General features: G+C 45.6%; 11 protein-coding genes. 4 read left to right on the forward strand and 7 right to left on the reverse strand.

Annotated elements, in window-relative coordinates:
• Nucleotides 1-138: 138 nt before the first annotated feature.
• From asd to leuC, 5 genes are read right to left on the reverse strand one after another with little or no spacing between them, the layout of a single operon-like run.
• On the reverse strand, nucleotides 139-1,266 hold the full coding sequence (asd, locus tag ACO0K1_RS08970; RefSeq protein ID WP_423024840.1) for an aspartate-semialdehyde dehydrogenase: 1,128 nt from the start codon (nucleotides 1,264-1,266) through the stop codon (nucleotides 139-141).
• A 45-nt stretch (nucleotides 1,267-1,311) separates the two neighbouring features.
• Nucleotides 1,312-2,385 (reverse strand): 3-isopropylmalate dehydrogenase, encoded by a 1,074-nt coding sequence (leuB, locus tag ACO0K1_RS08975; protein WP_423024842.1) that lies wholly within the window; start codon nucleotides 2,383-2,385, stop codon nucleotides 1,312-1,314.
• A 21-nt stretch (nucleotides 2,386-2,406) separates the two neighbouring features.
• Nucleotides 2,407-3,051, reverse strand: coding sequence for a 3-isopropylmalate dehydratase small subunit (leuD, locus tag ACO0K1_RS08980; protein WP_423024844.1), 645 nt, complete (start codon nucleotides 3,049-3,051; stop codon nucleotides 2,407-2,409).
• Nucleotides 3,052-3,059: 8 nt separating this feature from the next.
• On the reverse strand, nucleotides 3,060-3,191 hold the full coding sequence (locus ACO0K1_RS08985; protein ID WP_423024846.1) for an entericidin A/B family lipoprotein: 132 nt from the start codon (nucleotides 3,189-3,191) through the stop codon (nucleotides 3,060-3,062).
• Between the two features lie 21 nt (nucleotides 3,192-3,212).
• A complete protein-coding gene (gene leuC / locus ACO0K1_RS08990; RefSeq protein ID WP_423024848.1) occupies nucleotides 3,213-4,616 on the reverse strand; it encodes a 3-isopropylmalate dehydratase large subunit in 1,404 nt (467 codons plus the stop codon).
• A gap of 75 nt (nucleotides 4,617-4,691) precedes the next feature.
• On the opposite strand from leuC, the gene ACO0K1_RS08995 reads away from it, so the two are divergent.
• A complete protein-coding gene (locus ACO0K1_RS08995) occupies nucleotides 4,692-4,832 on the forward strand; it encodes a hypothetical protein (protein ID WP_423024850.1) in 141 nt (46 codons plus the stop codon).
• Between the two features lie 274 nt (nucleotides 4,833-5,106).
• Here the strand turns inward: ACO0K1_RS08995 and aroC are convergent, their stop codons facing one another.
• A complete protein-coding gene (gene aroC / locus ACO0K1_RS09000; RefSeq protein ID WP_423024852.1) occupies nucleotides 5,107-6,204 on the reverse strand; it encodes a chorismate synthase in 1,098 nt (365 codons plus the stop codon).
• A gap of 331 nt (nucleotides 6,205-6,535) precedes the next feature.
• Between aroC and ACO0K1_RS09005 the strand changes: the two genes are divergently transcribed.
• The 3 genes from ACO0K1_RS09005 (at nucleotide 6,536) to ACO0K1_RS09015 (ending at nucleotide 11,090) form a co-directional block, all read left to right on the forward strand.
• Complete coding sequence (locus tag ACO0K1_RS09005; protein ID WP_423024854.1) at nucleotides 6,536-8,785, forward strand: bifunctional diguanylate cyclase/phosphodiesterase; 2,250 nt, start codon at nucleotides 6,536-6,538, stop codon at nucleotides 8,783-8,785.
• A 237-nt stretch (nucleotides 8,786-9,022) separates the two neighbouring features.
• The gene (locus ACO0K1_RS09010; protein ID WP_423024857.1) at nucleotides 9,023-10,324 is read left to right on the forward strand and encodes a sensor histidine kinase; all 1,302 of its coding nucleotides are present in this window, start codon (nucleotides 9,023-9,025) and stop codon (nucleotides 10,322-10,324) included.
• Between the two features lie 7 nt (nucleotides 10,325-10,331).
• Complete coding sequence (locus ACO0K1_RS09015; protein ID WP_423024859.1) at nucleotides 10,332-11,090, forward strand: LytR/AlgR family response regulator transcription factor; 759 nt, start codon at nucleotides 10,332-10,334, stop codon at nucleotides 11,088-11,090.
• A gap of 85 nt (nucleotides 11,091-11,175) precedes the next feature.
• Here the strand turns inward: ACO0K1_RS09015 and ACO0K1_RS09020 are convergent, their stop codons facing one another.
• Nucleotides 11,176-12,183 carry an inorganic phosphate transporter gene (locus ACO0K1_RS09020; RefSeq protein ID WP_423024861.1) on the reverse strand — a complete coding sequence of 336 codons (1,008 nt, stop codon included), beginning with the start codon at nucleotides 12,181-12,183 and terminating at the stop codon, nucleotides 11,176-11,178.
• Nucleotides 12,184-12,186: the final 3 nt, after the last annotated feature.

Raw genomic sequence — 12,186 nt, forward strand, 5'->3', positions numbered from 1 at the left:
AGCATTTAACAATTCACGAAGACTTGGCACCAATTTTCGAATTCAAAAATAACCGTGCATAAAAAATGGGAGACCTTAGCCTCCCACTTTTTACGCGATCAACTTCAACAGAAGCCAATCAATATTAATTTTACGCAATTAGTCGATCAAGATACGCAACATACGACGCAATGGCTCAGCAGCGCCCCATAACAACTGATCACCAACGGTGAACGCGCCAACATATTCAGGCCCCATCGCCAATTTACGAATTCGGCCAACCGGGATAGTCATTGTCCCGGTAACTGCGACTGGTGTCAGGTCGCGAACACTAGCTTCACGGGTATTTGGCACAACTTTCACCCATTCATTATCGGCAGCAATCATGGCCTCGATATCAGCGACAGGCACATCCTTTTTCAGTTTAAAAGTCAATGCCTGACTGTGGCAACGCATTGCACCGATACGAATACAGAAACCATCAACGGGAACGGCCGTCGTACCGTACCCTGCGCCTTGTCCGAGGATTTTATTCGTCTCAGCCATGCCTTTCCATTCTTCTTTTGACATACCATCACCGAGATCCTTATCAATCCAAGGAATCAATGATCCGCCCAGAGGAACGCCAAAATTCGCTGTTTCCGCATCAGTCAGAGAACGCTGTTTCGAAATAACCTTACGGTCAATCTCAAGAATTGCACTCTTAGGGTCATTCAGCAGGTCTTTTACTTCCGCATTCAAAGTGCCATATTGCGTCAACAATTCACGCATGTGTTGCGCGCCGCCACCGGAAGCAGCTTGATATGTTTGCGTACTCATCCACTCAACCAAACCAGCTTTATAAAGTGCACCAACACCCATCAACATACAACTGACCGTGCAATTTCCACCGATCCAGTTTTTCTGACCTTTTACAAGTGCATCTTTAATCACAGGCAAATTGACAGGATCCAAGACGATCACCGCATCATCATTCATACGCAAACTGGACGCCGCATCAATCCAGTGGCCATGCCAGCCAGCAGCACGTAACTTAGGAAAAACTTCGTTGGTGTAATCACCGCCTTGGCAGGTAATAATAATGTCGCACTTCTTTAAAGCATCAATATTATTTGCGTCTTGCAGCGTCTTTTCATTTTTTGCCATCGCAGGCGCTACACCACCCGTATTCGATGTAGAAAAGAATACCGGTTCAATATGAGCAAAATCGTTTTCCTCTTGCATACGCTGCATCAGAACCGATCCGACCATTCCACGCCAACCTACCAAACCTACCAGCTTCATCATATTTCCCTTTAACTATGCAGGACGCCCCTGCCAATCAACCACCAATCAATTTGCTAACGCTTGCACCACTGCTGCACCCATTTCGGCGGTACCAACCTTGGTCGTACCCGGAACATAGATATCCGGTGTACGCAAGCCCTGACTTAAGACTTTCTTCACTGCATTCTCAACGCGATCCGCTTGCTCCGCTTTATTCAATGAGAATCGCAACATCATCGCAGCAGACAAAATAGTTGCTAATGGATTAGCAATGCCTTTGCCTGCGATATCAGGTGCCGAACCATGCGATGGCTCATACAAGCCTTTGTTATTGATATCCAGCGAAGCGGAAGGCAACATACCGATCGAACCGGTCAGGCTCGCAGCTGCATCAGACAAAATATCACCAAAAAGATTACCGGTAACCACAACATCAAATTTCTTCGGCGCACGCACCAATTGCATCGCGGCGTTATCGATGTACATATGATCCAATGCAACGTCTGGATATTCTTTGTGTACATCAATCATGATGTCTTTCCAGAATTGCGAAGTCTCCAAGACATTCGCCTTATCTACACTAGTCAAACGCTTATCACGTTTTTGTGCGGCCTGAAATGCCACGTGCGCAATGCGACGTACTTCACCTTCGGCATAACGCATCGTATCAAAACCTTCGCGTTGCCCTTTAAATGGCCCATCAGGACATTCACGCACACCGCGCGGCTGGCCAAAGTAGACGTCGCCAGTTAATTCGCGGATGATCAACAAATCCAAGCCAGAAACAACTTCCGCTTTCAATGTCGACGCCTCTGCCAGCTCAGGATACAAAATAGCCGGGCGCAGATTAGCGAATAAACCAAGATTTTTACGCAAACCTAAAATCGCCTGCTCAGGACGCAATGCGCGTTCCAAACTATCGTATTTCCAATCACCCACAGAACCAAACAGAATCGCATCGGCTTCTTTTGCCAACTTTAAAGTAGCTTCTGGCAATGGATGTCCGGAAGCTTCGTACCCAGCGCCGCCGACCGATGCCGATTCCATTTCGAATGATTCGCCAAGTGCCTGCAAGACATTAACGGCTTGATCGACGATTTCCGGACCAATCCCATCTCCAGGGAGAATTGCTACTTTCATTTTATATTCCTCAACGCTAATTTAAATCGTGTTAGCCAACCAAGGCTGGGCAAAAATGTGGCGTTCTTCAAAAGCGCGAATTTTATCGGATTGACGCAGCGTTAAGCCAATGTCATCCAAGCCGTTGAGTAAACAGTATTTACGAAAAGGGTCAATCTCAAATGGGTAGCTAACACCACCATTCGTGACAACGACTTGCTTTTCCAAATCAATCGTCAAACGATAGCCAGGAAACGCTTTTACTTCATTAAAAATATGCTCCACCTGCACCTCGCTTAACACGATCGGGAGCAAGCCATTTTTATAGCAATTATTAAAAAAGATATCAGCAAAACTTGGCGCAATGACCGCCCTAAATCCAAATTGATCTAGCGCCCAAGGAGCATGCTCACGTGACGAACCACAACCAAAATTTTTACGCGCAAGCAGAATAGACGCCCCCTGAAAGCGCGGTTGATTCAATACAAAGTCTGGATTCAACGGACGTTTACTGTTATCCATGCCTGGCTCACCATGATCAAGGTAACGCCACTCATCAAACAAATTCGGACCAAATCCGGTTCGCTGTATCGACTTCAAGAATTGCTTTGGAATAATCGCATCTGTATCAACATTTGCCCTATCCATAGGGGCAACCAAGCCATTATGTAAGTTAAATTTTTCCATGACCTGATTTATTTTTTTCCAACACTCTCAACTGCTTCACCCGCTTTTTGTACATCCTTGCCGATACCTTGGACAGTATTACAAGCGCTTAAGATAGCGAAACAAGCAACACAAGATATGATTGCGAAGATTTTTTTCATTACTTTTTCCTTTTGCAAAAATTATGCGAGTGCTCGCACATCAACGAAATGCCCGGCAATACCAGCAGCGGCGGCCATCGCCGGGGAGACCAAATGCGTACGACCGCCCTGACCTTGACGGCCTTCAAAATTACGGTTTGACGTGGAAGCGCAACGCTCACCAGGTTCGAGTCGATCAGCATTCATCGCCAGGCACATGGAACAACCAGGCTCACGCCATTCAAAACCGGCATCACGGAAAATTCTATCCAGACCCTCGCGCTCTGCTTGTTCCTTGACCAATCCCGAGCCAGGAACAACCAAGGCAAGCTTGACGTTTGACGCGCGGAATTTACCGCGAACCACGGCAGCCGCCGCCCTTAAATCTTCGATACGTGAATTCGTACATGAACCGATAAAAACCTTGTCGATGCGGATATCAGAAATCGCAGTATTTGGCTTTAATTCCATATATACCAGTGCTTTTTCGATTGCATCACGCTTCACTGCGTCTTTTTCCTGATCTGGATCTGGCACGCGACTATCGATAGAGACCACCATTTCAGGCGATGTTCCCCAAGTTACCTGCGGTTTAATTTCAGCCGCATTCAGAGTAACGACCATATCAAACTTTGCACCCGCATCCGAATGCAAGGTACGCCAATATTCAACTGCTCGATCCCAATGCGGGCCAACCGGAGAAAATGGACGGCCTTTGACATAATCAATCGTGGTCTGATCAACCGCCACCATACCGGCACGTGCACCAGCTTCAATCGCCATATTGCAGACCGTCATCCGGCCTTCCATCGACAAACTGCGAATCGTTGAACCAGCAAATTCAATCGCGTAACCGGTACCGCCGGCAGTCCCGATTTTTCCAATGACCGCCAACACAACGTCCTTTGCCGTAACACCGACAGGCAAAACACCATCAACCTGAACCAGCATGGCTTTTGATTTTTTTGCAATCAGGGTTTGCGTTGCCAGCACGTGCTCCACTTCTGATGTGCCAATTCCATGCGCCAGACACCCAAACGCGCCATGCGTTGAAGTATGAGAGTCGCCGCAAACCACCGTCATACCTGGCAATGTTGCGCCTTGTTCAGGTCCGATCACATGCACAATACCTTGTCGCTTATCATTCATTCCGAAGTAAGTCAACTGATATTCTTTCGCATTACCATCCAGGGTTTCAACCTGCAACCGCGAAGTCGGATCATCAATACCGTTAGCACGATTTGTAGTCGGGACATTATGATCTGCGACCATCAAATTTGCAGAATCGCGCCATGGTCGGCGACCGGCAATCTTTAGTCCTTCAAACGCCTGCGGGCTCGTGACCTCATGTAGCAAATGACGATCAATATATAGAATCGCGGTGCCGTCATTTTCCGAGTGAACTACATGTGATTCCCACAATTTATCGTAAAGCGTTTTAAGCATAATCTAAAGCCTGAAAAAAGATCGTAATGAATGTAAAACGTGCAACTGCAACCCACTGAATGTTATAAAAACAACATGAAAGCAAGCGCTAAGAAAATTTTTGCATTTGATTATGCCACAATTGTGCGCCGCAAAACTAAGAAAACAAATCAAAAACCAAACCCAACTGCTCAATATAAAAATCAGATTTATGCATTTAAACCAAATTTCCAATAGCTTTTCGATCAATCATATATCTTTCACCAACAAATATTTTGGAGACATCTGTTTTGCAAGAAGTCCAAAACAATCACCGTAAATTCTGGCAATAAAAGATATACTCCCCTTGAGTATAATAAAATGTCAATACTATACCTTGATAATTTAAGTAAATTTCGACATACTCCCCCCCGAATTCAACATTGAATAGAAACAAAGTAGAATCAATGTAAAATCAAAGATGGAGCAAACCGAAGAAGCAAATATCCAAGGAAACAACGGATACAAAGTCTTACGTTGAAAACCCGAAAGCATCCGCGGCGACATCACCGCATTGTGCGCGATGGCGTAATGCGTGATCCATCAGAACCAACGCCAGCATTGCCTCAGCGATTGGTGTTGCACGAATACCAACACATGGATCGTGCCGACCAAATGTTTCAACAACGACAGGATTGCCGTCTTTATCGATTGAGTTACGCGGCGTGCGAATGGACGACGTCGGCTTAATTGCCATCGAAACGGTAATGTCTTGCCCTGTCGATATGCCGCCTAAAACGCCACCGGCATTGTTACCAACAAAGCCAGACGGTGTCAGCTCATCACCATGCTGAGATCCGCGTTGCGCGATCGACGCAAATCCAGCACCTATTTCGACGCCTTTGACCGCGTTTATACCCATCATTGCATACGCAATTTCAGCGTCTAATTTGTCATAAATAGGTTCTCCCAAACCAACCGGTACCTTTGTCGCAACGACATCGATTCGCGCGCCAATAGAATCGCCATCTTTACGCAAATCATCCATGTAAGTTTCCAGGCGCTCAATCAAAGCTGCATCAGATGTTGGGGCGAAAAATGGATTTTCAGCGGCGAATTTCCAATCCTCAAATGGAATCGCAATATCACCCAATTGGCTCATCCCCCCCTTAAACTCAGTGCCAAATTTTTCCTTGAGCCATTTTTTCGCGATCGCGGCGGCGCCAACGACAGGTGCAGTTAATCGCGCCGATGAGCGACCACCACCACGTGGATCGCGGATACCGTATTTATTCCAGTAGGTAAAGTCAGCGTGCCCGGGGCGAAAAGTCTCGGTGATATTGCCGTAATCTTTGCTACGTTGATCCTGATTTCGGATCAATAAAGCGATTGGCGTTCCAGTCGTTTTCCCTTGATAAACACCGGACAAGATCTCAACGGTATCTGGCTCCTGCCGCTGAGTCACGTGGCGAGATGTCCCGGGGCGGCGGCGATCAAGTTCCGGCTGAATGTCTTCTTCAGACAACTCTAAACCCGGGGGACAGCCATCAATCACACAACCAATTGCCGGACCATGTGATTCACCAAAAGTTGTAACTGTAAATAGCGTACCAAAAGTGTTACCTGACATAATATTTTGCGATAAAGGTTGAAAACGAAATTTAAATCATTTTAACAGCCTTAACGCTGACACTCTACGTATTCAACAGTATTAGAAATAGAAAGCTGTGTTCAGGCACTGCCGGGAACGCGGTCAAAATCATGGGGCTATGCAGATCAGCAAGCGTTAGAAACTACTCGAAAACGATCTAAAGCGCTATAAAGCACAAATAATGTTTTATTATTGCCAAAGAAGAATACATGACGCTTGGCGGCTATCACTTTTAGTGTCATAGTTCCATAAGAATCAAATAACGCAGGTCTTGCACAGAATATATGCCAAGCATGGAGCCGTATTTCAGATGAATTCAACGATCCACTCTTCCGAAGACGATCTGGTTTTTCTTGATGAACCAGAACAAGATGAGTTTTCGGCAGCGTCCAAGCCACATTCAAGCTGGCGGGTCATGATCATTGATGATGATCCTGATGTCCACTCCGCGACAACTTTTGCTCTTGGCAGCCTTGAAATTCAACATCGCTCTCTCAGCTTTCTGCATGCCTATTCTGCGGAAGAAGCACGCAACATTTTAAAAACTGAAACAGATATTGCGATTATTTTGCTTGATGTCGTCATGGAGCAAGAGGATGCCGGCTTGCAATTAGTGAACTACATTCGCAAGACCCTGGAACTGGCAGACGTTCGTATCATTCTGAGAACTGGTCAACCGGGTTATGCACCAGAGATAGACGCAATCCGAGATTACGACATCAATGACTACAAAACCAAATCTGAATTAACTCGCACTAAACTTTACACAGCGGTAACATCGGCAATTCGTTCCTACGAACAAATCTGTTCAATTAGCGCGAGCCGACGCGGCCTCGAGACCATTATCGCCGCGAGTACAGAACTCATGGCAACGCATGGCCTTAAAAATTTTGCAACTGGCGTATTGACTCAAATTACCGGCTTACTGGGATTGACTGCGCAAGGTTTTGTTTGCGCCCGACAAAACCCACTAGGAAAAGACACTGAAGCAGAAGAATTACGCATTATTGCTACCACCCCGCACTTCGCAACGATGCAAGATGAAGCACTGACCGCCGTCAATGACATCAATACACTCGATATCGTGTCCAGATCACTGGCTGAACACAAAAGCATCTACGAGAATACCGCGACGGCACTCTATTTTAACAATGTCGCAAAGAAAGACTTCACGCTTTACCTCGAAACAGGATTACGTCTTAACGAATTGGATAAACGTCTGTTGGACGTATTTTGCGGGAACGTCTCTGTCGGCTTAGATAACATTGTCTTAAATTCCCGGCTTCATAATTACGCGTTCTATGATTTGCTTACTGGTTTATCAAATCGGCTGAGGTTATTGCAGACGCTCAACGAAACTTTGGCCTCAGACTTAAAAGGTCGCAGTGCACTCTCATTGATTGACATTGATCACTTCGCCGAAACGAATGACGCGCTTGGACATCAATTTGGCGACCTACTTCTCTCGTCCGTCGCACAACGCTTACTCAAAACGTTTGGACAAACCTGCCATCTGGCGCGCGTTGGTAGTGATACTTTTGCCTTATTAGGCGACCAGGAATTAGTTTGCCCAGATAAAATTCTCGCGTTATTTAACACGCCTTTCGACGTGGATCGGCAAGAAGTTCAATTGACGGCGACCATAGGCCTCATCAAACTAGATGAATACGATGGCGATGGATCAGAAGCCTTAAAAGATACCAATATCGCACTTAAACGCGCCAAAACACATCAACGCGGTGGTTTTGAGTACTTTACGCGCAATATGGGTGTAGAAATTCGTGAACGAGTTTTACTGATGCACGCCTTACGCGCGGCGTTTGAACACGAACGATTATTTCTGGTCTACCAGCCTCAGATTGATATGGTCAGCGGCAAAGTTCTCGGTGCTGAGGCTCTGCTTCGTTGGAGGACAGATGAAGGAAAATTTGTTCCTCCGGATCAATTCATACCAATCGCTGAGTACTCAGGTTTGATCGTGGATATCGGCGAATGGGTGCTGCGTAGTGCCTGTCATGAATTGGTTCACCTGAGAAGTTTAGGCTATCTGGATTTCCAGATGGCGATTAACGTTTCTCAGGCTCAGTTTTCACATCCGCTTTTTATGCAGACCCTGCACAATGCTTTAAAAGAGACAAATGCACCGCCGGAATTTGTTGAACTCGAGATTACCGAATCGATGGCGATGAAGGATCCGGATCTTCTGATCAAAACCTTGCACCAAATAAAGCAATTGGGCGTCAGCATTTCAATTGACGACTTCGGCACTGGTTTTTCCTCGCTGAGCCATCTCCAAAAACTCGATGTCGATAAACTAAAAATTGACCGCGCTTTTGTCAATGACATACGACTCGACACGAATGAAGGCAGCATCGCAAAAATGATTGTACAACTCGGCCAAAATCTTGGGCTGGCGATCATTGCAGAAGGTGTTGAGAATCAAATGCAGGCCGATACTTTGGTAAGCTTCGGCTGTCATTTAGCACAGGGTTATTTATATGCAAAACCGCTAACACGCGACGATTTACATCTCTGGTTAAAGCAAAAACAAGCGAACTAAGCTTCGTTTTGATTTGCGCCACGACAATAACGAAAGCCAAACGATAGGCGCCGCGCCACAACCGCGTCGCCTATTTTTCATTCTATCCTCCTGATTTTGCTGTCTATCGCATAGCGATAGCGAGTTCAAACAGAATTCTCTAAAGTAACTCTACCGATTAAGTAACAGCAAAATGATGCTTAAATTTGCCACGGCTAACAATCAGGCGATTGCGCATATAAAAACTGAGGGCACATAATGAATCCGACCACTACCCAAACGATCAAAGATTTACTGAAAGATGTTCGCCTTTGGCTCAGTATCAGCTTCGACAAGACCGCCGCATGGGTCAGCAAACTCTCTTGGTGGAAATTCTTCCTATTCGCCGTTTTTACATTGACCGGGGGCGCCATTGTCCAAGACGCGCTTTTCCCCTCAGAAGAAAATGTTGTTATTACCAAAAGTAAGCACACGCCCAAATCAAAAAATAATGCCCCCATTTTGGATGGTGATACCAATATTGAGATTGATGACACCGGTATTCACATCAAAAAAGCCAACGGTAACGGCAAAACCAAGCAAATAGATATAGAGGGAACTAAAATATCTGGCGATACAGAAGTCGATACTTCTCCTGCCCAAACAACGCCACCTACACCACCATCTTCACCAGCGTCTGAAAATGACAAAGGCAATAGCCAAGGCCAGGACATTCATATTAAATTGCCACCGGAACTTGCAAAAGAGATTGGTGATGATATCAACAACGCCGTTGCCGATGCCGCCGATGAAGAAGTCCGAAGCTACAAAAAGACATCTTCCAAATGGTTCATGAATTTTGTACTACTCTCGGTCTTTGGCTTGTTTGGCATGAAGATACTAATGGGAGGTAAATTCAGAGCAGAAGAAAAGGCCAGAGCTGCGGGCTTAGCTGCAGAGCGCGAATCGCTTTTGCGACAAGTGAGCGAAGCACAAATGCAAATGATGCAAGCACAAGTGGAACCTCACTTTCTTTTTAACACTTTAGCTTCGGTCGAATATCTGATCGAAACAGATCCTCCACGCGCAGCAGCCATGCAACGCAGTTTAATCAGTTATCTGCGCGCCGTCTTACCACAAATGCGTGAAAACGCCACTACGACGAATTTGGGGCGTGAGGCAGATATGATTAAGTCTTACCTCGATTTACTAAAAATGCGCATGGAAGAAAGACTGAACGTCGATTTCGTCATGCCAGAAGGTCTGCGTAGCGCATCGTTTCCGCCAATGATGCTGCAATCATTGGTTGAAAATGCAATAAAACACGGTTTGGAATGCAAAGAAGATGGCGGCACGATCCAATTCAGAGCGGAAGTAGCCCATAATAAATTACGTGTTTCAGTCATTGATGACGGTCTGGGATTCGGCGCAATGCCTAGCAATGGCACTGGTCTTGGGTTACAAAATATCCGCGAAAGGTTAAAGTTGATTTATAAAGAAAAAGGCCAAATAATCATTACACCCAATCAACCTAGCGGTGTTTGCGTTACCATAGAAATTCCCTACGAATTAGCCAATTAATAATATTATGCCTACCGCAATTCTTGCTGACGACGAAAGACTCATGCGCGATCAACTCAAATCTCGCTTGGAACAAGTATGGCCAGATTTGGAGATTCTGGAAGAAGCGAAGAATGGAGAAGAAGCCATTCAACTCGTTGAGAAACACCACCCAGATTTGGTTTTTTTGGATATTCGTATGCCGGTAAAAACTGGTTTGGAGGCCGCCAAAGAAATCGGCAATAAAGCGCATATTGTTTTCATTACTGCCTATGACCAATATGCCATCGAAGCCTTTGATCATGGCGCAGTCGACTACGTTCTCAAACCGGCCGATGTTGAACGTCTAAGTAAGACGGTCGAGCGCCTCAAGACTCGCCTGACCAACCAGACGCAACCAAACGATATGAGCGCCATGCTAAGCCAACTGGCCAAGCAAATGGGCATCGTCAGCAAACCGAATTACCTCCAATGGATTCAAGCATCCATTGGTCAAGAATTGCGCTTGATACCTGTAGAAGAAATTTTATTTTTCCAATCGGACGAGAAATATACACGAGTACAAACAGCCACCTATGAGGCATTGATTCGTAAGCCCGTCAGAGATCTATCTGAAGAACTTGATCCAGCTTTATTCTGGCAAATTCATCGATCAACTTTAGTGAATGCAAAAGCAATCTCGGGCGTCGTCAGAGATTTACGTGGACGTCATCTGGTACAAATCAAAGGTTTGACTGAAAAGCTGGAAGTATCGAGAAGCTTCGTGCATCTGTTTAAGCAGATGTAATCAAGCAATTGCTTTAAAACAAAAACCGCATAGACAAAGTCTTATGCGGTTTTTTTATGCAATGTTAAGAACTCGGCTTAACCAATCACATAAGTTGATGTCCTATCCACCAAGCAACCGCAGCAACGAACGCTGATGCGGGGATAGTTAAAATCCAAGCCCACACAATATTTCCTGCGACACCCCAGCGCACGGCAGACATCTTTTGTGCAGACCCCACACCCACAATCGCACCAGTGATGGTGTGCGTTGTAGATACTGGAATGCCCATTGCAGTCGCTATAAACAACGTAATAGCACCACCGGTTTCCGCGCAAAATCCCCCAACTGGTTTGAGTTTGGTAATTTTTTGCCCCATTGTTTTCACAATACGCCAGCCGCCAAATAAAGTACCTAAACCAATGGCGGTATAGCAGAGCGCGATCACCCAAACAGGAATACTTTCATTTGGCGCAAGTCGACCACTTGCGATTAACAGCATCCAAATAATACCAATCGTTTTTTGCGCATCATTACCACCATGCCCCAGGCTATACATTGAGGCCGAGAACAGTTGCAAACGGCGAAACCATCTATCCACTTTACTCGGTGTCGAACGCACAAACAGCCACGACACGATAAGCATCATGATTGATCCAAGCAAAAAACCCAATAATGGCGAAACAACAATGAAAACGATGGTTTTAATCAGACCAGATGCAACCAAACTACCGGTACCTGATTTTGCCACTGCAGCACCAACTAAACCACCAATCAATGCATGCGACGAGGAAGACGGAATTCCAAAATACCAAGTAACCAGGTTCCAAAACACAGCGCCCATCAAAGCGCCAAAGATCACATATTGATCAACGATAGATGGATCTATCGTACCCTTACCCACCGTTGCCGCAACAGTCAATGGGAAAAATAAAACGGCAATAATATTAAAAACAGCAGCCATCGCCACAGCAGTTTGTGGCTTCAAGACGCCTGTAGAAACGACCGTTGCAATTGCATTAGCCGCATCATGAAAACCATTCATGAAGTCAAACAAGATTGCCAGAGCAATCAAAAAAACAAGTACTTGTATGCTAATCTGGAAGGTGTGCATGGG

It is taken from the genome of Undibacterium sp. SXout20W, from assembly GCF_049340285.1.
In the GTDB taxonomy this organism is placed as follows: Bacteria; Pseudomonadota; Gammaproteobacteria; order Burkholderiales; family Burkholderiaceae_D; genus Undibacterium.

Coding starts and splice junctions, on each gene's coding strand:
- asd (WP_423024840.1), bottom strand. CDS start 1,266: ATGATGAAGCTGGTAGGTTTGGTAGGTTGGCGTGGAATGGTCGGATCG.
- leuB (WP_423024842.1), bottom strand. CDS start 2,385: ATGAAAGTAGCAATTCTCCCTGGAGATGGGATTGGTCCGGAAATCGTC.
- leuD (WP_423024844.1), bottom strand. CDS start 3,051: ATGGAAAAATTTAACTTACATAATGGCTTGGTTGCCCCTATGGATAGG.
- ACO0K1_RS08985 (WP_423024846.1), bottom strand. CDS start 3,191: ATGAAAAAAATCTTCGCAATCATATCTTGTGTTGCTTGTTTCGCTATC.
- leuC (WP_423024848.1), bottom strand. CDS start 4,616: ATGCTTAAAACGCTTTACGATAAATTGTGGGAATCACATGTAGTTCAC.
- ACO0K1_RS08995 (WP_423024850.1), top strand. CDS start 4,692: ATGAAAGCAAGCGCTAAGAAAATTTTTGCATTTGATTATGCCACAATT.
- aroC (WP_423024852.1), bottom strand. CDS start 6,204: ATGTCAGGTAACACTTTTGGTACGCTATTTACAGTTACAACTTTTGGT.
- ACO0K1_RS09005 (WP_423024854.1), top strand. CDS start 6,536: ATGAATTCAACGATCCACTCTTCCGAAGACGATCTGGTTTTTCTTGAT.
- ACO0K1_RS09010 (WP_423024857.1), top strand. CDS start 9,023: ATGAATCCGACCACTACCCAAACGATCAAAGATTTACTGAAAGATGTT.
- ACO0K1_RS09015 (WP_423024859.1), top strand. CDS start 10,332: ATGCCTACCGCAATTCTTGCTGACGACGAAAGACTCATGCGCGATCAA.
- ACO0K1_RS09020 (WP_423024861.1), bottom strand. CDS start 12,183: ATGCACACCTTCCAGATTAGCATACAAGTACTTGTTTTTTTGATTGCT.